The sequence below is a fragment of the Empedobacter tilapiae genome (assembly GCF_004785645.1).
In the GTDB taxonomy this organism is placed as follows: Bacteria; Bacteroidota; Bacteroidia; order Flavobacteriales; family Weeksellaceae; genus Empedobacter; species Empedobacter tilapiae.
The window spans coordinates 27,041-49,788 of sequence record NZ_SRPE01000007.1 but is presented as its reverse complement, the minus strand read 5'-3'; the positions used below and the strand labels follow the sequence as shown (position 1 = coordinate 49,788).

Annotated in this window: 21 protein-coding genes; 12 read left to right on the top strand and 9 right to left on the bottom strand. The window is 30.6% G+C overall.

Annotated elements, in window-relative coordinates:
* Window positions 1–50 precede the first annotated feature (50 nt).
* From E4J94_RS10745 to E4J94_RS10730, 4 genes are read left to right on the top strand one after another with little or no spacing between them, the layout of a single operon-like run.
* Window positions 51–2,630: a zinc-dependent metalloprotease gene (locus E4J94_RS10745; protein ID WP_135835810.1), complete on the top strand. Its 2,580-nt coding sequence runs from the start codon at window positions 51–53 to the stop codon at window positions 2,628–2,630.
* Window positions 2,631–2,639: 9 nt separating this feature from the next.
* Complete coding sequence (locus E4J94_RS10740; RefSeq protein ID WP_135835809.1) at window positions 2,640–5,981, top strand: SusC/RagA family TonB-linked outer membrane protein; 3,342 nt, start codon at window positions 2,640–2,642, stop codon at window positions 5,979–5,981.
* Between the two features lie 12 nt (window positions 5,982–5,993).
* A complete protein-coding gene (locus tag E4J94_RS10735; protein WP_135835808.1) occupies window positions 5,994–7,313 on the top strand; it encodes a RagB/SusD family nutrient uptake outer membrane protein in 1,320 nt (439 codons plus the stop codon).
* 57 nt (window positions 7,314–7,370) lie between these two features.
* The gene (locus E4J94_RS10730) at window positions 7,371–8,138 is read left to right on the top strand and encodes a LytR/AlgR family response regulator transcription factor (protein WP_135835807.1); all 768 of its coding nucleotides are present in this window, start codon (window positions 7,371–7,373) and stop codon (window positions 8,136–8,138) included.
* Window positions 8,139–8,311: 173 nt separating this feature from the next.
* On the opposite strand, the gene ffh is transcribed toward E4J94_RS10730, so the two are convergent.
* Window positions 8,312–9,673 carry a signal recognition particle protein gene (ffh, locus tag E4J94_RS10725; RefSeq protein WP_135835806.1) on the bottom strand — a complete coding sequence of 454 codons (1,362 nt, stop codon included), beginning with the start codon at window positions 9,671–9,673 and terminating at the stop codon, window positions 8,312–8,314.
* 117 nt (window positions 9,674–9,790) lie between these two features.
* Here ffh and E4J94_RS10720 point away from each other — a divergent pair, with 117 nt between their 5' ends.
* Window positions 9,791–10,153, top strand: a complete 363-nt coding sequence (locus tag E4J94_RS10720) for a hypothetical protein (protein ID WP_135835805.1) — start codon at window positions 9,791–9,793, stop codon at window positions 10,151–10,153.
* A 49-nt stretch (window positions 10,154–10,202) separates the two neighbouring features.
* Here the strand turns inward: E4J94_RS10720 and hemB are convergent, their stop codons facing one another.
* The gene (hemB, locus tag E4J94_RS10715; protein WP_135835804.1) at window positions 10,203–11,195 is read right to left on the bottom strand and encodes a porphobilinogen synthase; all 993 of its coding nucleotides are present in this window, start codon (window positions 11,193–11,195) and stop codon (window positions 10,203–10,205) included.
* Between the two features lie 196 nt (window positions 11,196–11,391).
* Here hemB and E4J94_RS10710 point away from each other — a divergent pair, with 196 nt between their 5' ends.
* The 3 genes from E4J94_RS10710 to E4J94_RS10700 all read left to right on the top strand — a co-directional run bounded on the left by E4J94_RS10710 (window position 11,392) and on the right by E4J94_RS10700 (window position 13,763).
* Window positions 11,392–11,850 carry a hypothetical protein gene (locus E4J94_RS10710; RefSeq protein WP_135835803.1) on the top strand — a complete coding sequence of 153 codons (459 nt, stop codon included), beginning with the start codon at window positions 11,392–11,394 and terminating at the stop codon, window positions 11,848–11,850.
* Between the two features lie 43 nt (window positions 11,851–11,893).
* A complete protein-coding gene (trmD, locus tag E4J94_RS10705; protein ID WP_038334131.1) occupies window positions 11,894–12,580 on the top strand; it encodes a tRNA (guanosine(37)-N1)-methyltransferase TrmD in 687 nt (228 codons plus the stop codon).
* Window positions 12,581–12,653: 73 nt separating this feature from the next.
* Window positions 12,654–13,763, top strand: a complete 1,110-nt coding sequence (locus tag E4J94_RS10700) for a DUF6438 domain-containing protein (protein WP_135835802.1) — start codon at window positions 12,654–12,656, stop codon at window positions 13,761–13,763.
* Between the two features lie 35 nt (window positions 13,764–13,798).
* Here the strand turns inward: E4J94_RS10700 and E4J94_RS10695 are convergent, their stop codons facing one another.
* From E4J94_RS10695 to E4J94_RS10685, 3 genes are all read right to left on the bottom strand, one after another.
* Complete coding sequence (locus tag E4J94_RS10695) at window positions 13,799–14,584, bottom strand: alpha/beta fold hydrolase (protein ID WP_125349375.1); 786 nt, start codon at window positions 14,582–14,584, stop codon at window positions 13,799–13,801.
* A gap of 75 nt (window positions 14,585–14,659) precedes the next feature.
* Entirely contained in the window at window positions 14,660–15,361 is a 702-nt protein-coding gene (gene def, locus E4J94_RS10690; RefSeq protein ID WP_135835801.1) for a peptide deformylase, read from the bottom strand.
* Window positions 15,358–15,771 (bottom strand): DoxX family protein, encoded by a 414-nt coding sequence (locus tag E4J94_RS10685; RefSeq protein WP_135835800.1) that lies wholly within the window; start codon window positions 15,769–15,771, stop codon window positions 15,358–15,360. Before E4J94_RS10685 ends, def begins: the two co-directional genes overlap by 4 nt.
* A gap of 124 nt (window positions 15,772–15,895) precedes the next feature.
* Here E4J94_RS10685 and E4J94_RS10680 point away from each other — a divergent pair, with 124 nt between their 5' ends.
* From E4J94_RS10680 to E4J94_RS10665, 4 genes are all read left to right on the top strand, one after another.
* On the top strand, window positions 15,896–16,711 hold the full coding sequence (locus tag E4J94_RS10680) for a hypothetical protein (RefSeq protein ID WP_135835799.1): 816 nt from the start codon (window positions 15,896–15,898) through the stop codon (window positions 16,709–16,711).
* A 96-nt stretch (window positions 16,712–16,807) separates the two neighbouring features.
* On the top strand, window positions 16,808–17,236 hold the full coding sequence (locus E4J94_RS10675) for a hypothetical protein (protein ID WP_135835798.1): 429 nt from the start codon (window positions 16,808–16,810) through the stop codon (window positions 17,234–17,236).
* 73 nt (window positions 17,237–17,309) lie between these two features.
* Window positions 17,310–18,575, top strand: a complete 1,266-nt coding sequence (locus E4J94_RS10670) for a putative DNA modification/repair radical SAM protein (RefSeq protein ID WP_135835797.1) — start codon at window positions 17,310–17,312, stop codon at window positions 18,573–18,575.
* Window positions 18,575–19,336: a TIGR03915 family putative DNA repair protein gene (locus E4J94_RS10665; protein ID WP_135835796.1), complete on the top strand. Its 762-nt coding sequence runs from the start codon at window positions 18,575–18,577 to the stop codon at window positions 19,334–19,336. Before E4J94_RS10670 ends, E4J94_RS10665 begins: the two co-directional genes overlap by 1 nt.
* Before the next feature lie 35 nt (window positions 19,337–19,371).
* Here E4J94_RS10665 and ctlX read toward each other — a convergent pair whose 3' ends face one another.
* From ctlX to E4J94_RS10645, 4 genes are all read right to left on the bottom strand, one after another.
* Complete coding sequence (gene ctlX / locus E4J94_RS10660; RefSeq protein ID WP_135835795.1) at window positions 19,372–20,310, bottom strand: citrulline utilization hydrolase CtlX; 939 nt, start codon at window positions 20,308–20,310, stop codon at window positions 19,372–19,374.
* A 1-nt stretch (window position 20,311) separates the two neighbouring features.
* Window positions 20,312–21,226, bottom strand: coding sequence for a dimethylarginine dimethylaminohydrolase family protein (locus E4J94_RS10655; protein WP_135835794.1), 915 nt, complete (start codon window positions 21,224–21,226; stop codon window positions 20,312–20,314).
* A 78-nt stretch (window positions 21,227–21,304) separates the two neighbouring features.
* The gene (locus E4J94_RS10650) at window positions 21,305–22,282 is read right to left on the bottom strand and encodes an amidohydrolase family protein (RefSeq protein ID WP_135835793.1); all 978 of its coding nucleotides are present in this window, start codon (window positions 22,280–22,282) and stop codon (window positions 21,305–21,307) included.
* Between the two features lie 151 nt (window positions 22,283–22,433).
* Window positions 22,434–22,715 (bottom strand): hypothetical protein, encoded by a 282-nt coding sequence (locus E4J94_RS10645; RefSeq protein WP_135835792.1) that lies wholly within the window; start codon window positions 22,713–22,715, stop codon window positions 22,434–22,436.
* Window positions 22,716–22,748 lie beyond the last annotated feature (33 nt).

The window sequence follows — 22,748 nt, the reverse complement described above, 5'->3', positions numbered from 1 at the left end:
AAGAACAGCTATTAAGTTTATGCCATAATTAATGATAATTTAACGTTTGAATGAGTCAGAATAAGGAAAGAAAGAATTATAAATTAGCACTATATCTTGGTTTAGCTATGTCTTCGGCAGTTGTTTATGGACAAAAAAAAGTTGAAAAAAAAGTTGAAAAAGATAAAACAGAGAAAAAAGATTCGACTGTAACGAAAGTTAAAAAAATTGATGAATTAATAAAGAAAGGAACTTATAAGAAAGGTTTGTTCAATACAATTCAAGTTAAAACAGATATCTATTTCGAAATTCCAGATAGTTTATTTGGACGCCAATTTCTGGTTGTTAATAAATTATCTCAAGTTCCAATGCAAGTAAATGAGGCAGGATTGAATAAAGGAATGAATTACGAAAATAAAGTAATTTCTTTTTATCATGATAAAGTAGCTAAAAAAGTGTGGGTTAAAACAATTGTTCCACAAGTTTCTTCGCCTAAAAATGATGCAATTACAACTTCAGTAAAAGATAATTTTTCAGAATCGATTATAGAGGTTTTTGATATAGAAGCTCAAAATAACGATTCGACAGCTGTTGCGATTAAAGTGAACAAAATTTTTGATGGAAATCAAAAAAGTTTTAATGATGTATTAACGAATGTAGGTTTAGGAGGTTCGGTAAAGGCAAATCTATCGTATGTGGAAAATGTAAAAACGTTTCCAGAAAACATTGTAGTTAAGTCTCAGTTAACGACAAGTGTGAATGAAGGAGGGGTAGATTTGGCTGTTACCTTAGGTGTTACAAGTAATATTGTTTTACTTTCGACAACTCCTATGCAACCTAGGTTAGCAGATAATCGTGTCGGGTATTTCACAGAAAAACATTGGTTTTTTAATGATGCTCAACACAAAATGGAAGATCAACGTTTTATTACAAAATGGCGTTTGGAACCAAAAGATGAGGATAAAGAGAAATATTTGAAAGGTGAATTAGTTGAACCTAAGAAACCGATTGTTTATTACATCGATCCTTCAACACCAAAACAATGGCGCCAAAAAATTATTGCAGGTGTACACGATTGGCAAGTTGCTTTTGAGCAAGCTGGTTTTAAAAATGCAATTATAGCTAAAGAACCAACGACTGATGACATAGATTTTGATATTGATGATGTACGTTACTCTGTAATTACGTATGCAGCTTCTCCAAAATCGAATGCGATGGGACCTTCTGTTGTTGATCCGCGTAGTGGAGAAATTTTAGAGGCTGATATTATTTGGTGGCATAATGTAATGACTTCTTTGCATGATTGGATGCGTATTCAAACTGGTCCAATTGATCCTAAAGCAAGAGGAAATAAATTTAGTGACGAACATATGGGAGAAGCAATTCGATTTGTATCTTCTCACGAAGTTGGTCATACATTTGGTCTCAAACATAATATGGGCGCATCTTTTTCTTATCCAGTAGAATCTTTACGTTCGAAAGAATTTACGGATAAAATGGGAGGTACTGCGCCATCTATTATGGATTATGCGCGTTACAATTATGTAGCACAGCCAGAAGATGGTGTTACAGCGATTACGCCAAAAATCGGTTTGTATGATAAATATGCAATCGAGTGGGGATATCGTTGGTTTCCAAATCAAGAAACAGAGAAAGCTTCGCTTCGTAAAATGATTGAAAAACACGAAGATGATCCAATGTATTTCTATGGTGAACAACAAAGTTATTTAAGTACAATCGATCCTCGTTCTCAATCTGAAGATTTAGGTGATGATGCTGTTTTAGCGAGTGAATATGGTATGAAAAACCTAAGACGTGTTTCAGAAAATATTTTGAAATGGACGTACGAAGATGGGAAAAGCTATATCGATACGGGGAAATTATATTACCAAACAATCGGACAATGGGATTTATATTCGAATCATGTTTTAGCAAATGTTGGTGGAATTTATTTGAATAATACATATTTCGGAATTGATAAAAAAGCATACGAACCAGTTCCTGCGGATATGCAACGTAAAGCAGTTAATTATTTAAATGAAAATGTGATTAATTTGCCAAAATGGTTATTTTTCAATGATATTTTAGATAAAACGTATGCTATCAAAAATTCTCCAATGGGACCTTACGAGCAAACGCCGTATACATTAGCAAGAGAAATGCAATATGGATTGATTTATAATTTATTTACAGACGATCGCTTATTGCGCATGTTAGAAAATGAATTGAAACAACAAGAATTAAATTCAAACGAAAAAATATATACAGTTGAAAATTTATTTGATCAAGTTAGAAGTGCAGCTTTTGATAAAAAATCAAACTTAACAATTCTTGAAAAAATGACTCAGAAAAATTATGTTGATGCCTTAATTGTTTCAACAAACAAATTATTTGAGAAAACAACTGTTGCAGGACTTACAATTGACCAAAACCTACGAGTACCAACTATCTGTAATTATTTAGACGAAGAAAAAATGGCGCGTAATATCAATTATTCTTCTATGAAAAGAGTGTCGGAAGTGACAACTTATAAAAGAGCAGAATTGCAACGCGTGTTAACTTTGTTAAACAAGAAAAAGAATAATGGAGATGCGTCTACAAAAGCGCATTATGCTGATTTAATCATCCGTATTAAAGAAGCTTTAAAGTAAGATATAGAAATGAAAAAGACACTCATTCTTTTGCCACTTTTTGCGGCAAGTATTGCGTTTTCTCAAGAAAAGAGAGTGATTACAGGTTCGGTTCAAGACGATAAATCGTTGGCTGGAATTGCTGGTGCGTCTGTTAAAATTGAAGCTCAATCAATTTCAACAAAAACAGATCAAAAAGGAATTATAGAAAGTGTAACGGTTGGTACTGTTACAGATGAAGATGGTTTCTTTTCGTTAGAGGTTCCTGCAAATACAAAATCTGTATTAATTAGTTATTTAGGTTACGATTCTAAATTGGTTGAACTTTCTACAGATTTAACAACATATCATGTGAGCTTAAAATCTACTTTAGGTCAAGCTCTTCCAGAAAATAATGATCTAAAAGAAGTTGTTGTTACAGGTTATCAAAAAATCGAAAAACGTAAACTAACATCAGCAGTATCAACTGTAAAAATGGATGATATTCAACAAGCTGGTGTTGCTAGTGTTGACCAATTGTTAAGCGGACAAATTGCTGGTGTAGCTGTTTCTACAGAAACTGGTTCGCCTGGTTCTCCAAGTAAAATTAGGATTCGTGGTACGGCTTCTCTTTCAGGTCCACAAGATCCGTTATGGGTGATTGATGGTTTACCATTAGAAGGAAATGATGTACCAAACTTTAGTGATAAAGATAACATCGATCAATTGCAAAACTTTTCTATCGCTGGATTAAATCCAAACGATATCGAAGATATTACAATTCTTAAAGATGCTGCTGCAACGGCTATTTATGGAGCAAGAGCTGCAAATGGTGTAATTTCTATTACAACAAAACGTGGTAAAAAAGGCGCTATGACGGTTAATTTTTCTGCGAATACATTTGTAACGGCTCGTCCTGATTTTGGTCGTTTAAACTTACTAAATGCTTCACAGAAAGTTGATCTTGAATTAATACTTGCTGGTCGAGATGATTTAACGTATCGTACAGATAAAGGTGAAGTAATGCGAATTTTGCAAAAGAATGGCCAATTAAATGCTTTACGAAATGGAGGATTCAATTCTTTAGATCTTATCACACAAAATCAAATTAATTCTTTACGAAATAATACAACCGATTGGGGGAAATTATTGTATCGTAATGCAATTAATACACAATATGGTTTGAGTATTTCTGGAGGAAATGATCGTTCTGATTATTACTTCTCATTGGGTTATTATGATGAGCAAGGAACTACAATCGGAACAGGTTTTGAGCGTTATAATCTTACTTTAAAAAACAATTATAAACTTAACGATAAATTAGATGTAGGGATTTCTATTTTTGCAACTTCAAGTGATAAAAAATCTTTTGTAACAGATGCTGATGCATCAATCAATCCGATTAATTATTCTCGAAATGCGAATCCATATTTATCTCCATTTAATGCAGATGGTTCTTATCGTTATGATAACGATATTGATGGATTTGAAGATCGTTCTGTTCCGTTCAATTTTATTGAAGAAAGAGAAAATACAAATTATACATTAAAAAACCGTTCGTTAAAAGGTATTATTGATCTTAATTATCAATTAGCAAAAGGTTTAAAATTAACATCACAACTAGGGATCCAGTACGATAGTAACAAAACAGAAAAATACGCTGAGCAAGAAACTTATTTTACACGTAAAATGAGAGAAGGAACGCGTTATTATAAATCTGGACAATATTTGTATTTCTTACCAGACGGAGGAGTTAAGCAAAATTGGGACAACGAATTTTTCCAATATAACTGGAAGTTACAAGGAACATACAGTACTACAATTAACAATCGTCATGAAATCGATTTGATGGCTGGTACAGAGATTCGTCATACACAAAATGAGACGACTTTAACACGTGCTTTTGGTTACAATAAAACGACTAAAACAGGTACGCCAATTGTTTTCCCTAATTCAAGTTTTGCTGCAGAAAAACGTTACGAAACGTACAGAGAAATGCCTACGGATGAGAATGCTTATGTATCTACATATGCAACTGCTTCGTATACATTAGACAGAAAATATACTGTTTTTGGTAGTGTTCGTTATGATGGTACAAATTTATTCGGAGTTAATAAAAAATATAAATACTTACCAATTTGGGCAGTTTCAGCTTCTTGGTTAGTTTCAAAAGAGTCGTTTATGGAGAATGTTGACTTCATTTCGAATCTTCGTTTACGCGCTTCTTATGGTTTACAAGGAAATATTGATCGTAACACTTCACCTTTCTTTATTGGTGAATATAACGATGCAACAATTTTGCCAGGTAATAAAGAAGATATTATCAATGCGATTAATTTACCGAATGATTTGTTGCGTTGGGAAAAAACAACGAATACAAATGTTGGGTTAGATTTAGGTCTTTTCAAAAATCGTATCAACCTTGCTGTTGATGTTTACAATCGTAAAGGAACAGATATGATTAGTATGCGCGAAACGCCTTTAGAAACAGGTTTTGAGTATACAATGGTGAACTGGGGAGAATTGACAAACAAAGGTTTTGAGATTGCTCTAACAACACGCAACATTGATAAGAAGAACTTTAAATGGTCGACAACAATTAATTTTGCGCACAATAAAAGTAAAGTTCTTAAAGAACAACAACGTGAAAATAGTTTAATTCCATCTCGTGAAGGTTTACCTGTAAATGCAATTTTTGCTTTAAAAACAGCTGGATTTGACGAACACGGAAATCCAATGTTCTGGAAAGGAGATGAAAAAGTTTCTGCAAAAGAATTTTTTGCTTTATATGACTTATACGAAGACTTTTTACCAGGAGAAATTGTTGATTCTAAATTAACAAGCGAAGAAAAACGTAAATTATTTACATACATCGGAGATCGCGATCCTAAATTCACAGGAGGTATTATCAATAATTTTAAAATTCACAATTTTGATTTAACGATTTCTGCTGCGTTCAATTTAAAACAAACGGTGATGAAAACGCCTTCTTATCGTGGAATGGAATTGGATCCAGGTCGTAATTATACACAAGATATTTTCGAAGCAGGTTCTACACTTCCAGGGATTACAAGTCCAATTAAAGGCGATAACGATAGCTGGATGACAAACAAATGGTTTGCAGGAAACAATGCAAATGCGTACAATTTATTAGACATTTGGGCGAAGGAAATTAGTTATATGCGAATCAGTAGTATTCGTCTTGGGTATACTTTACCAAATAAATATGCTGAGATTGTCGGTTTCAAAAGCGCTCGTTTTAGTTTAGAAGGACGTAATTTATTTGTGTTTAGTAATGGTTATAAAGGTTATTTTGATCCAGAAACTTACGGAAATATTTATGCACAACCAATTGCAAAATCTGTAACAGTAGGACTTAATGTTTCTTTCTAAATTTTAAATCAAATGAAAAAAATATTTTTATTATTAAGCGTAGTTGTAGTTAGCTTTACAGCAGTTAGTTGTGACAATTATTTGGATATTGAACCAGATGGAAAAGTGATTCCAAAAACGGTAGAAGATTATCGAATGGTATTAACAAATGCTTATTCAAAATATCCAACACATAAGTCGTTGACAGCTTTACGCACTGATGAGGTTACATTGAATGAATCATCAAATGACTTTATTTCCTATCGTGAAATTGCACAATGGAAAGATACAAATCCAGATCAAATATCTATTCAATTTCCTTGGGTTAGTTTTTATACGGTGATTTTTTATGCGAATCAAATCATCAACGAAGGACCAAAAACAATGAAAAACTCTGCTGAAAAAGATCAATTATTAGCAGAAGCATACGCATTACGCGCTTATGCATATTTTGATTTGGTTAATTTATATGGTAAACCGTATAATTCAGCAACATCAAATACGGATAGGGGAGTTCCTTTAAATTTAAAAGTAGATTTAGAAGCAACGCTTAAACCATCATCTGTTCAAGAAGTTTATAATCATATTGAGTCTGATTTAGATCAAGCGACGAAATTGATGAAAATGGATCAGCAATTGGCTGGGTTGAATTATAGATTTTCTAAAGTAGCCTTAAATGCTTTAGAAGCAAGAATCGCTTTGTATAAAAATGAATGGCAAAAAGCAATTGATTTTTCTGATGAAGCACTTAAAATTAAAAGTGATTTAGTTAATTTAAATACGACAAAATTAGTTCCAAATCATTATACATCTACTGAATCTATTTTAGCTTTAGACAACACATTGAACAATGCTGTACAATTTATGGCATATGTCTCACCTGAATTGTTGAACAGTTATAATACTGAAAATGATTTACGTTTTTCTCTTTATTTTGAGAAATCCGATTCGAAATATAAAATTATTAAAGGTGGAAATTCAGAGTTTAAAACATCTTTCCGTGTAGCTGAATTATATTTTATTAAAGCTGAATCGTATTTGAAATTAAACAAATTAGATCAAGCTAAAGCAATATTGTTTTCTGTTTTACAAAATCGTTACACATCAACTGGTTTTGCAAAATTACAAGCTGAAATTTCTGTGATGAATTCTACTGAATTGATGAAGTTTATTTTAGATGAACGTTTCAGAGAATTTGCATTAGAAGGACAACGTTGGTACGATTTACGTAGAGCAGATCAAAAGCAAATTATACATCATATTTCGGATAAAGAATATATTCTACAGAAAAATGATGTTCGTTATACAATAGAAATTCCACAAGCAGCTAAGCTCAATAATCCTCATTTATAACATTTTTAAACCGTCTTTATTTATCATTTAGACGGTTTTTTTATACTTTTGCTTAATATGAAAATAGTAATTGTAGAAGACGAATTATTGGCTGTTACTTATCTAAAAAACTTATTAGAAGAGCAAGCTATTATTGACATTTCTTCGATTACAGTTTTACGTTCTACAAAGCAAGCAACTGAGTTTTTTAGAGAAAATTCGGTTGATTTGATTTTTATGGATATTCATTTAGGAGATGGAAAAAGTTTTGAAATCTTTCAGGAAGTTGAAATTCTTACCCCAATTATTTTTACTACAGCTTACGATGAATATGCGATGAAAGTCTTCAAGCATTTCACGATTGATTATATTCTAAAACCATTTGAAATAAATGAATTGCATTTAGCTTTACATAAATTCAAAACCATTCGAGAGAGTTTTGATATTTCGTCAACGTTAAAATCTATTGTAGTTTTACAAAATACTCCGTCTGAGATTATACATCGTTTTTTAGTGACAAATGGAAACAAATTACGTTCTGTAGGGGAACATGAAATTGCTTATTTTTTTGCATCAGGAAAACATCTTTTTATAAAAACGAAAGATGAGCAAACCTATATTTACGATGATACAATAAAGGATATTATAAATAAATTAGACGAAAACATTTTCTTTAAAATCAATCGAAAATTTATAGTCCACATTGATGCAATTAATGTAATCATCAAACATTCAAGTCAAAAAGTAGAACTTCATCTTTGTCCAAAACCTGAAACAGAACAAGCTGTCTTTGTAAGTAAAACTCAAATTAATAGTTGGATTGATTGGATGAATATGAATAGATAATGAAGATTATCATTAATCTATTTAACATAATAAAGATTATTAACATTAATATTTCGTAGAAATATTAATGTTATAATATATATTATGTTAAATAAAAAAAGCTAATAGCTATATTAATAAAAAAAAACCTCTTTTTAAAGGAGGTTTTTTTTAAAGTATAATTTTAAAATTTTTTACATTTTTGGCATTCCAGGAAATCCACCAGCTGGCATATTCTTAGACATTGTTTCCATCATCTTTTTACCATTTGTAGAATTCATAAATTTCATCATTTTTCCCATTTCAGAGAATTGTTTCAATAACTGATTTACTTCCTGCAAAGATGTTCCAGATCCAGCTGCAATTCTTTTCTTACGAGAATTATCGATAATATTTGGATTTTGACGCTCTTTTTTTGTCATTGAATGAATAATCGCTTCAACACCTTTAAAGGCATTATCATCAATATCTACATCTTTCAAAGCTTTTCCAGCGCCAGGAATCATTCCAACTAAATCTTTCATATTACCCATACGTTTGATTTGTTGAATTTGTTTTAAGAAATCATCAAAATCGAAGCTATTTTTTGCAATTTTCTTTTGTAAACGTTTTGCTTCTTCTTCGTCAAATTGTTCTTGAGCACGCTCTACTAACGAAACAACGTCACCCATTCCCAAAATACGATCCGCCATACGTTCTGGATAGAAAACATCTAAAGCTTCCATTTTCTCTCCAGTAGAAATAAATTTGATTGGTTTGTCTACAACAGTGCGAATTGTTAAGGCAGCTCCTCCACGCGTATCACCATCTAATTTTGTTAAAACAACTCCATTATAATTTAAAACTTCATTGAAAGCTTTTGCAGTATTCACCGCATCTTGACCTGTCATAGAATCTACAACAAATAAAGTTTCGGTTGGATTAACTGTTTGATGAACACGACGAATTTCATCCATCATTTGTTCATCAATCGCTAAACGACCAGCTGTATCGACAATAATTACATTATTTCCATTTTGTTTTGCTTGTGCAATCGCTGATTGAGCAATTTCTACAGGATTCTTGTTTTCTAAATCAGCATAAACATCCACACCAATTTGCTCTCCTAAAACTTGTAACTGATTGATGGCTGCTGGACGATAAACGTCACCAGCAACTAATAATACTTTTTTGTTTTTCTTAGTTTTTAGGAAATTAGCTAATTTACCAGAAAAAGTTGTTTTACCAGAACCTTGTAAACCAGCAATCAAAATAATTGTCGGATTATCGTCTACTTTAAGTTCTGTAACCTCACCTCCCATTAATTTTGCTAATTCATCGTGAACAATTTTTACCATTAATTGTCCAGGATTAAGCGATGTAATTACGTTTTCACCTAAAGCTTTTTCTTTTACTGTATTTGTAAAATCTTTTGCAACTTTATAACTAACATCGGCATCAACAAGTGCTCTACGTACTTCTTTTACAGTTTCAGCAACGTTAATTTCTGTAATTTGTCCTTTTCCTTTTAAGGTATGTAATGCTTTATCTAATTTATCCTGAAGATTTTGAAACATTTTGAGTCAATTTTAGGACACAAATATAAAAAATTTATACCGAATTATATAAAATTACACAATAGCCCGTTTAAATATATATATTATGTTTAAATTGTGCACTCAAAATTAGGTTGAATGAAAAAAGGTTTAGTATTATTTTTATTCTTTATTTCTGGGGTGGTTTTCAGTCAAATAAAGAGTAACCAAACTTATTATTTTTTTTCCATAGCTTATGGACAAAATAATGAGGTTTTTGTAACTGATGTTTATGAAGCAAACATTAATAATAGAGATATCTATGGCAAATTAGCTGATAGATATACAAAATTTCAAAATTATTTATTGAAAAATGGGTCTATTACTTCTTTAAAAGAGATTCAGACTGGTTACGAAAAAAATTATCAGAAAAAAGAACAAGCTATTGCGGAGCAGCAATATTTTCTATCTACTTTAGAAAAGCAAAAATTTACAGCGAAAATGATTCAATATTCGCTTTAAGAAAAACAAAAACCACTTCTAAAGAAGTGGTTTTTTTATATGTTATTAATTATTCGTTTAATAATCTTGCAGCTTCTTTTGCAAAGTAAGTTGAAATAAGATCTGCTCCTGCTCTTTTAAAACTTGTTAGAGATTCTAAAATAACTTTATCATTATCTAACCAGCCTTTTTCTACAGCAGCTTTAATCATCGCATATTCACCTGAAACTTGATATACTGAAACTGGAACTTGCAAATTATCTTTTATTAATTTCACTATATCCAAATAAGCCATACCTGGTTTAACCATCAAAATATCTGCACCTTCTTCTACATCTGCAATCGCTTCACGCAACGCTTCTTGTGAATTATGGTAATCCATTTGATAGGTTTTTTTATCTTTCGGAATTTCTTGAGAATCAACTGGCGCAGAATCTAAGGCTGTACGGAAAGGTCCATAAAAAGATGACGCATATTTCGCAGCATACGTCATGATTCCTACATTATGAAAACCGTTTTCCTCCAACGCAGCACGCATCGCTCCTATTCGACCATCCATCATATCGGAAGGCGCAACAAAATCGGCACCTGCTTCTGCATGAGATAACGTCATTTTTACCAAAGCATCAACAGTTTCATCATTAATAACTTCTCCATTTTTGATGATTCCGTCGTGACCATAAATTGAATATGGATCTAAGGCAACATCAGGCATTACAATCATTTCTGGAACAGCATCTTTAATTGCTTTGATTGTATTTTGCATCAATCCGTTTGGATTCCAAGCCTCTTTACCTGTATTATCTTTTAAGTTATCACTAACTTTACAATATATGTTAACTGATTTTATACCTAAATCCCAAATTTCTTTTACTTCTTTTACAGTATTGTCAAGAGATTGGCGGTAAATACCTGGCATTGCAGCAATTTCTTCTTTCACACCTTCTCCTTCAGCCATAAAAATTGGTAAAATAAAATCGTTTGGTGACAAATGATTTTCGCGAATCATACTACGAATTGATTCATTTTTGCGTAGTCGTCTATGTCTGTTATATAAAAACATTTGATTAAAATTTTAGACAAATTTACTCGATTTCATTTGAATAAGGCTAATGAATAATATCAATTATATTTATTAATTTTAAAAGAATATCAATCATTTGAATAATCAATTAAAATATTTATCATTCATTATATTATTTGGATTAATTTCTTGCAATAAAAGCAATTATAAAACGATTCAATTTAGAAGTTTCTCTATGGAAATTCCGAAAGATTGGAAAAAAGTGAAATTAGGCGGAATTGATACTGAAGTTGGAGGAATTATTACACCAAATAATGATACCTTAGATTATGATTATGGCAGACTTGCAGGTGGAGATTTTGATATTAATGCTAAAATTGCAGATAGTATTTTTACAACTATTTTATATAATAATCCTGATTTAGGATTGGAGAAAATCTCTGAGTTGTATATCAATAAACTTCACAAAACTAATATTGATTCTATCGTACAATCAGAATATCAGATTTCTTATATTGTTATTGATCATCAAAAAGCAAAACTTATACAATCAAATCATCATAAATTAATTGCAGTTTATATGGATACTATTAAAAACTCAACTTCAAAATTTAATTTTATTGGTTACAATTTAGATGAAAAATCACGAAAAGAATTTATAAATTCTGTTAAAACAATCAAATTCAAAAAATAGATTTAAACTTGCGCAAACGTAGCTAAACAAATATCTTTGCAGCATGCGAATAGATATTATCACTGTTTTACCCGAATTATTAGTTAGTCCATTTTCTGCCTCGATTATGAAACGTGCGCAAGACAAAGGTTTAGCTGAAATTCATGTTCACGATTTGAGAGATTTTGGAAAAGGACGTTATCGTCATGTAGATGATTATCCGTACGGAGGAACTTCTGGAATGGTAATTATGTGCGAACCTTTGGACAAAATGATTTCGAAATTGAAAGATGAACGCGCGTATGATGAAATTATTTATTTGACGCCAGATGGTGAAACGTTGAATCAAACAATTGCGAATGATTTGTCGTTGAAAGGAAATCTTATGATGATTTGTGGGCATTACAAAGGTATCGATCAACGTATTCGTGATATGTATGTGACGCGAGAAATTTCGATTGGTGATTATGTACTTTCGGGTGGAGAATTTGGCGCAATTATTTTGGCTGATTCTATTATCCGATTGTTACCTGGCGTAATTGGTGATGAGACTTCTGCCCTTTCAGATTCGTTTCAAGATGATTTGTTAGCGCCGCCAATTTATACGCGTCCAGCCGAATATAAAGGTCTTAAAGTTCCTGATGTTTTACTTTCGGGTAACTTTCCTAAAATAGAGGAATGGCTGCATGAACAAGCAATTGAACGTACAAAAGAACGGCGCCCAGATTTGTTAGAAAAAAGATCAAAATAAACTAAAAAAAGCTTCCAATTTGGAAGCTTTTTTTCATAAATAAATTATTGTATCTTAATTGAATATATTATTTATGAAATACATCTATTTTTTTATACTTATATTATCTTTTAATTCTTGTAAAAATAATTCGGAAGCTGACAATAAATTATTAGAACAAATACAAGATGTCTGGTCAACTAAAATGGCAGTTTTAGATCCAGTTATTTATAAATTCGATCAGGATTCAATATATAATAATAAAGGATATTATGATGGTATCTATGAAACTTATGGAATTCGAGAGCATAAAAAATTTATACCTACTAAATTTTTAGGTAATTCAATCAAATTCAATGTAAAAGATTCAACAGTTCATTATTTTGATTCTATCAGTAAACCAAAACCATTTTTTAAAATTTTATCAATAAATAAAGAAGAAATGGTTATCAAATATAATAATGATTCGAGTCTTGATACACTTGGAAGAAGAGATAATAATACCAAAACTCCATTAGATTATGATCAAATTATCTATACGACAAGTGGTTGTTATGGAAGTTGTAGTATAATAAATATCGCTATTCAAAAAAATGGAACTATTATTAGCGCTAATGAAGCTTTTAATGGAAAAAAGGGCGTTTTTGAAGGTAAATTAGATAAAAAATTTCATCAATTTTTAGAGCAGAAAATTAATGACGCAGAATTACTTTCATTAAAAGATAATTATGAAGAACAAATTACAGATCAATCAGAAGATTTGTTACTTGTCATAAAGAAGGATAAAATTATAAAATCGATACGTGTTTATGCTTATCCAATGAATCCTTCTTATTCGAGTTTAGAATTAGCTCTTACTTATTCAGGTTCTTTAATGAATAATAAAAAGAAATACCATGAATCTGAATACTTCCCACTACTCAGTTTAATCAATATTAATGGAAAACAATTAAGCAAAGCACAAACTTTCTTATTTTGGACAGAATTAATGAAGCATCCTTCAAATAAAATATCAATAAAAAATCAACAAACTTATAAAACAGAATTTTATTACTATTATTTTGGTGAAGAATTAGGAGAAATTAATCCTTGTAAATTACTTAGTATAAAAGGAAATGGTCAACAATTTGAATTAACTTTTGAAAATAATCAAAAACATTATTACGATTTAGGATATAATTTTATACAACGATATATAGACTAAAAAAAGCTTCCTAATTGGAAGCTTTTTTCAGTATTTTATTTAATTCGATGAATATATTCAATTACTTTATCATTAAAAATTTGTGGTTGATCGACATTTACAACATGTCCACAATCTTCGATAACAATCAATTCTGAATGTTTAGTATGCGCTTTTGTTAATTCCTGAATCGAAGGCAAAAACATATGATCTTCTGCTCCCATCACATATAAAGTCGGAATATTCAATTCAACTTTTCGAAACCATTTTAGCAACGGATTGACATCCGCAGTAAGTTTGAACCATTTCAAAAACTCTTTTTGATACAATTTTTTCGCTTCATTGATAAATAATAACCTTGATTCTTTGTGCGTATTTTTTGGCATTATAGCGAAAGCAAAAATTCGATACAAGATCAAATAAGGTAACATATGTTTGAATGTATTTCCAACATTAATCAAAAATTGACATTGAAAATTAATTTTCATAATTGCGCCTCCCATTACCATTGATTTGAATCGCTCCGAATAATCTTCTGCCAATTGTCGAATCACAATCGTTCCCAAAGACATCCCAACAAAATGTGTTTTATCAATATTTAAATGATCTAAAACATCAATAACATCTTTTGAAACTGATTTGAAAGTATAACGTTTTTCGAAAAGCGCTTTCAAGTTTTTCTTAGAACGTCCATGTCCTCTCAAGTCCATTAACAAAACATTGAAATGTTTGCGAAATTCACGTAATTGCTTGAACCAAATCGTAGAACTTCCTCCTGCTCCATGAACAAAAGTCACCCATTCTGTACTCGTTGGATGATTATATGTAGTGTATGCTAACAATTTTCTAAATAAGTTTTTGCAAAATTAAACTAAAAACTATGCCAAGCATAATAATTTCTACGTTTTAAGAAATTTTTAATCTTCATCATCGTCGTCATCTGTAAAAGAACCTGTTTTTTTCAAGTAAAAAACATCGTTCATCACTTCTGCTTTAACATAATTTAGTTTTTCTTGCTCTTTCATACGATCTGTAAATAACGTTCCTGTTAAATGATCGTATTCGTGTTGAAAAATAACCGCTGTAAAACCTTCAACTGTTTCATCATGAAAATTTCCATCCAAATCATAATATTCTAATCGAAGAACCAAGCTTCTATACACTTTTCCGAAAATATCAGGAATAGACAAACAACCTTCGCGACCGTGACGAACAATGTCCGAATACCATGTGATTTTAGGATTAATAATAAACTCAAAAGGATCTTCTTCTTTGTCAAAACGTTGTACCCAAACCGCGTTTCTATTAATTCCAATTTGAGGAGCTGCAATCCCAACACCTTTACTTGCCTCGTCTTGAACAGTCGCATACATACGATCTGCTAATAATTTTATTGAAGGATCTTTTGGATCAATATCAATAGAATTAGCTTTTAAGATTTTTGTATCAGCATCTGAATTCGTTAATAAAACACGAAAAGGATCATACGAGTTCTTTTCTTTTATTAATGTCGTTTCTGCCTTTGTTAATGGCGTATAAACAATGTTTTTCATATTTTTTGATTGAGCAAATAATGCAGAAGAACAAATCAATAAGCTATAGGTTAATGTTTTTATCATTTTTTAAGGATCAATTTGTCTAAAGAATATTTTCCTGCACCTGATAAAAATATAACTAAATAATTGATTAAGTAGAATAATCCCAATTCTTTTTTACCAAAATCATCATCTACATGTACGATGAATACAGCAACTAACATGGTAATAATTAATGGAATTGAAGCCAACCGAGTAAATAATCCAGCAAAAACTAAGAAAGCGCAAAGTATTTCCGCAAAAACAGTTAAACCTAAAGAAATTTCTGGGCCAAGTCCAATTGGATCTCCAAATTCGAAATTTCCATTGACTAATTTTTGCAATTTTCCAAAACCGTGTGTAAACATAAATCCTCCTGCTGCGATACGTATCAATAATAATGAAACATCAATAAATGCAGGTTGATTTCCTAAGAGTTTAAATTTTGTGCTCATTTTTTTTATTTTTTTTCAAATATAAGTTCTAGTTTTTACGTTCACCTTTAAATAGATCAAGAAATTTACATTTTTGGATTAATTTTGGTTAATCATTCTATTCAAGAATAAAAAAATACAACATATGTTAAAAAACATTGCTTTAATTACCATATTATTTTCAGGTTTTGCATTTGCTCAAAAACCTGAATTACAACAAAATGATGTTTTAGGAAATCCAACTTTTATCGAAGAATCGATGCAAAAAGCACGTATTCGGATGAAGTTTATCGAAGGTTATGAAACCGAGTATTACACAAAATCAACGTACAATAAAGATGGAAATCCTACAAAACGTGATTATTTTGATGAAGCTGGAAATAAAACTTTTACTGAAACATTTAATTATAATGAATCGAATAAATTGATTTCGAGAGAAATGAAAAACAATGACGAAAGTTTAGTTTTCAATTTTGATTATGAATATACAACAGACGGTTACATTGTCACGAAAAGCGAAAATGATGTCAATGTTTCTAAAACAGAATATAAATTAGACCAAAATCAGAATGTAACTTACGAAAGAGAAACTAATTTATTGGAAGATTCGGATGTTTTTATCGAAAAAACGTTTCAATATCAAAATGGATTTTTAGTCAAAACATTAGTGAAATATAACCAAGGAACTTATACGTTGAATTATAAAAATGACGCGAAAGGTAATCCTTTAGAGGAAACTTATATGAACAAAGACAATAAACAAGTCAATAAATATGTTCGAAAATTTGATGAAAACAATAATATTATCGAAGAAACGGTGATTGATGAAGCAGGAAAAGTAAAGAATATATCAACAATTAAGTATCAATATGATGATCATAAAAATTGGACAAAGCGAACGCAATTTGTAAAAGATATTGATCAACCAATTTCAAATACAACAAGAACAATACGTTACTAGAAATACAAGAGCCAAGTTATTTTGGCTCTTTTTTATTTGATTATTTAATTAAATGTTATTAAATTTATTCAAATCAATCATTTAACTTCATCTATTATGATTAATAATGTACAAGAATTTAATCGACTTTTTCAGTTATATCAAAAAGATAATCGCTTCAATTTGTGCATTAATGATTATCCTAAAAATGAATTCGCTCTACAATTTTGCAATGATGAGATAGAAAATCTAACTCTAGAATATATAGATTCTACATCAAATTCAGTAAAAAAAATAAACAATTATCGAACAAGATTAAGTGACTATTTTCAACCTGAAGAGCTAGCTACTTTAGAAATTAACTCTATTTCTGGTTATTTTATTTCTTTCGATTTTTATTTTATGACTAAGGAAAAAATTTTTGTGTTCAATTATATTCACCGCGATTTTTTATCTCAATTAATTGATATTCTTCTTGCTGAATTAGATTGTAATTTTATCAGTCGATTAAAGACTGAACTTTTAATAAACTTAGAATACGATTAAATTTTTTGTTAAACTTTTTTCAGCGACATTGTTTGACTTTTAAAAGAATTCTTTTTGCATAAAGCAAAATAGAATGAATTTTGATCGAATTAATGAAAAGTTGAGCATCTTAGCAGATGCAGCGAAGTATGATGTCTCGTGTTCATCGAGCGGAAGTAAAAGACAAAATCAAAACAAAGGTTTAGGAAATGCATCTATGTCGGGCATTTGTCATTCGTTTACAGAAGATGGTCGATGCGTTTCTTTACTCAAAATTCTATTGACGAATCATTGTATTTATGATTGTGCTTTTTGCGTTTCTCGAAAAAGTAATGATGTAAAACGTGCTGCTTTTACAGTGCAAGAAGTGGTTGATTTAACGATTAATTTTTATCGTCGAAATTATATTGAAGGTTTATTCTTAAGTTCTGGAATTTTCAAAAATGCTGATTTCACGATGGAACGCTTGCTTTTGATTGCGAAAAAGTTACGTCTTGAAGAGAATTTTAATGGATATATTCATCTCAAAACGATTCCTGGAGCGAGTGATGAATTATTGAAAGAAGCTGGTTTGTATGCTGATCGAATGTCCATAAATCTCGAAATGCCAACAGAAGAAGGACTTAAATTAGTTGCACCAGAAAAATCACACGAAGATGTAAAAAAACCTTTAGGATTTATTCATCAACAACGAGTTGAGTTTAATGCTGAACGGAAATTAGTCAAATCTACTCCAACCTTTGTTCCTGCTGGGCAATCTACACAAATGGTGATTGGAGCAACGCCCGAAAATGATATGCAAATTATGTATACAGCAAATCAATATTACAATGATTTCCAGTTGAAGCGTGTGTATTATTCAGGTTTTATTCCAATTAATCACAATGATAATATGTTGCCGTCTATCGGAACTCAACCACCTTTATTACGAGAGAATAGACTGTATCAAACAGATTGGTTAATACGTTTTTATCAATTTGATGTTACAGAGATTCTTAATAAACAAAATCCTCATTTGGATACTGATATCGATCCAAAATTGAGTTATGCTTTACGAAATTTACATCTTTATCCGATTGATATTAATACAGCCGATTATCATTTAATTCTACGAATTCCAGGAATTGGTGTTCAATCTGCGAAGAAAATTGTTACAGCTCGAAAGTTTGGGAAAATATATTCTTATCAATTAAAACGTCTTGGAATTGCATATAATAGAGCAAAATTTTTCATGATTTGTGCAGATGATCAATTTCAACAAAAAGATTTGCTTGGTTCGCAAATTAAAAACCGAATTTTGAGTTTTAGTAAAAGTAAATATCTTAAAAATCAACCAAATCAATTAAATCTTTTTGACTAATGGAAATTTATGTTTTTGATAATAGTTTTGAAGGTTTTTTAACGCTGATTTTTGATTATTATGTCAGAAAACCGAAGCAAACAAAAGTAGTTTCAGAAAGAGATTTTTTACCATCGATGTTTGATGAAGTTTACACTGTGATTACAGATGAAACAAAAGCAAAAAGAGTACATAAAAAACTGAAAGACAAACTAAATAAAACCAGTTACAAAGCTGTACAAGCTGTTTTCTTGTCAGAAGAAGCTGAAGCCTACGAAAAGCTGTTCTATTATTGTTGTTTAGTTATAAATGAAACACCAACAGTTCAATTAAATTATGGAAATGATTATGTTTTTTATGTCATGAAAATGTATCGAGCGGTTCATCGAGAAAAGCATCATCATGAAGCATTTATCCGGTTTGAAAAGATTAATCAAGATTTATTTTTTGCGAAAACTGATCCAAAATATAATGTTTTACCTTTAATTATTAATCATTTCAGAAAAAGATATGCGGATCAGAATTGGATTATTTATGACACGATTCGAAAATATGGAATTTATTATGAAAAATCTTCTGGGAATGTTGAGCAAATACAATTAAATTTCGTACCAAAATCTTCAACTACGCTAACTGAATACATTGATGTAAATGAGAATTTGTACCAAGAATTATGGAAATCTTATTTTAATTCAACAACAATCGAAGCAAGAAAAAATTCGAAGTTACAAATCCAAATGATGCCTAAACGTTTTTGGAAACACTTGACAGAATATAACTAAAAAGGCTACGAAATTCGTAGCCTTTTGTGTATTTTTTATTTCTTTGGTAAGAAAACTTCTGCCATCATACAGCGAGCACTTCCTCCACCTAATTTTTCAATCAAATCTATCTTAACAGGTAAAATTGGGTTATAAGCCTCAATTTTAGAAATTTGTTCTTGATTAAGCGAATTATAAGCCGTTTGCGACATCACTAAATATGATTGCCCTAAACCGCCAACTTGCAACATATTCCCAGCAAATTGATGCATTTGCGCTTCTGTAATTGCAATAATTTCTTTTCCAGCTTCTAACAAATACTCACAAACCGCTTTCTTTTCTTTTTTATCATCGATAGAATCTAAGCATATGATCGCGTATTTATCTGCTATACACATCATTACATTTGTATGATAAATAGGTTTTCGTTCTCCATTTACTGTTTGATTGGCATGGAAAATTACAGGTGTATATTCTAATTCCTCACAAAATTCAACCAATAAATCTTCGTCAGTACGTTGAGAAATACATGCAAAAGCCAATTCATTTTCGCGATCAAGAATAATACTTCCAGTTCCTTCCAAGAAAATTTCGTCTTCTTCTGCGGATGTAAAATCAATCACATCATCAATATGAAAACCTTTTTCTTCCAACAAACTCAATACGTCTTCTTCGCGACGCTCTTCTCTCCTATTTTTTGCAAACATCGGATACAATACTACATTTCCGTTATCGTGAAAAGAAATCCAATTGTTCGGAAAAATAGAATCTGGTGTATGTGGCGAAGCAGTATCTTTTATCGTGATAACATTTACACCTTTCGAACGCAAAGCAGAAACCATTCCTTGAAATTCTTCCAATGCTTCTTTCTGAATACTTTCTTGAGAATCTGTTGTTTTTGTTTGGAAATAATTATTAACAGCCGTTTCTGGATTGTAATAAAAAGCTGTTGGTTCAACCATTAAAATAGTTGACGTATATTGTTTTTGTTTCATTTTATTTTCTGATTAAAGGCATTGTAGAACATCTTAATAATCCTCCCATTTTAGAAACTTCTCGGTAATTAATTCTTTCTACTTTAATATTCCATACATTTTCTAAATGATCATTTAAGCGTGTGAAATTTTTCTCTGAAACTACAACTTCTGGAGAAATTGAAAATACATTTGGATTCATCCAATACATTTCTTCTTTTGTTACTTCGAATAAATTTTCTTTTCCAAAAATACCGATAATTTGCTGATATTCATGCTCAAATAAAAAGCCATCTTTATAGATAATAGCTTTGTCTTTTCCTACAGGATTAAAAGTACAATCTAAATGTAAAATTCCTTTATATGGATCTTGATCATTCTTTTTCAATTCAAAATCTAATACTTTTTTATTTGGAAACTTTTCTTTAATATAATCTATAAATTCAACATTTGTTCGACCAGTTTTATAATTTTTAAAATCTGGTTGTTTGTAAGTACCAACAAAAATATAATCATTATATAAAATAACATCACCACCTTCAACATAAACTTCTTCTGGTAATGAATTGATTTTGTTTCCTTTAAATTGATTTTTTATCTCTCTATAAGCTTGTAGCTCTTCTAAACGATCAGGAATAATATTTGAAATAAAGAATTGATCATCAATCACAAAACCAACATCACGAGAAAAAACCTGATTACAATCTTCTATTAATGTTGGACGTAAGACTTCTACATTATATTTTTTTAAAACTTGTTCGAATTCCGACATTTCCGCAATTAAATCTTTTTCTTTTGGATAGTCATTATTTTTTACGGTTTCATAAGATTTTGCATCGAAAGTTTGATCAAGTGTTGGATTTTTTCCGTTCGATTCTGCTCTTCCCAATACTACTGTTTGTAGTTGAGCTGTTTCGTTATGTACATTTAATCGCATAATTTTTGTGGTTTTTAATTTTGTGTTCCAAAAAAAATCTCGCTATAGCGAGATTTTAATTCTGTATAAATATACATTTTATTTTTTAATTCCTAAAGCTTTTAAGCCATTTACAGTCGCAATATTTGAAAGTTGTTCTACATCATAAAAGTGACAAGACTCTAGCATTACACGAAGTTCCGTTAATAAATGACCATCAGAAAAGGGTTTGTAAATATCATTAATATTATCAGTTCCAAATGCAACATTAATCCCTCTTGGAATCATCTCGTCTACTGGAGTTACAGAATTATGTGAAGGAGCTAAACGCTCTGTACGATTATGATCAATCCACGCAGTAGGGCAAGATACGATGTGCATATCTGCTTTCTTGATTAAATCGTATAATTCATAACGATATTTTCTTGGATGAGCTGCTACTGAAATTGAGTGTACTGCAGAAACTTTTCCTTGCATTCCATGCTCAATCGTTTTCAATGCTAACTGTTCCGTTTCTTTTTCTTCATCCGTATTAAATTGATCGACATGAACATGAACCAATTTATTCTTTGCTTTTGCAGTCGATAATAATATATCTAAATGTTCATCTTCTCGACCGAAATCTTTTGCAGGTAAACCTCCAATAATATCCACAAAATCAGAAGACATATCAAACCATTCGCGTGCTTTTGGATCAATAACTCCTTTTAAAACTTGATTTGCGAAACGCATTTCGATGTCTTTTCCGTAATTATCTTTTAAGCGTTGAGCTGCTTGGATACTACGATCTTCAATTACTTCGTCTGCATCAATAAAAGAACCAATTGCTTGACAACCTTGCTCTAACATGAAATTAATTGCTTTTTCCATACGGAAATAAATATCATCAACAGATGAATTACGTTTCATATCATCAACTAAATGCCATTTTTCTTTTAGGTAAGAATTAGATAACGCGAAAGTGTCCGAAGTCAATGAATAAGCTCTGTCTAAGTGTGAATGTGTATTAACCCAACCTCCTTTTTCGTTGATTTTTTCAAGTACTTCTTCAATTGGATTATAGTTTTGTTTGTTCATCGTGAGTTTGTTTGTTTTCGGGATGTAAAATTAACAAGATTATTCAAGAGAAATGAAGCGATATTATCAAAAAGATTTGTGTAACTTTGTACCTTTGTTAGTAACTTCAGCGAATAAAAAAGTCCAACTAATTGTTGGACTTTTTCTATTTTTATGATTCTTTCTCTTTTTTCGAAACAATATCAATTTTTCCATTTGGATATTGTTTGTCTACTTTAGACACATTGATGTATTTTATATCAGACGGATTCAGTTTTTCTATTAAAATTTTATCAACTCTTTCTCCATCAATAAAATAAGCTGGTTTGTTATTTTCATATTCTGAAGTTGATATAGAACTTGGAATAATTCTATTCAGCACCTTTTCATTAATACTTTCCTGAGAAAAACTTAAAACAGGAAATAACACAAAAGCTAATACTATTTTTTTCATAAATTGTTAATTTTAATAAAGTTAACAATTTAT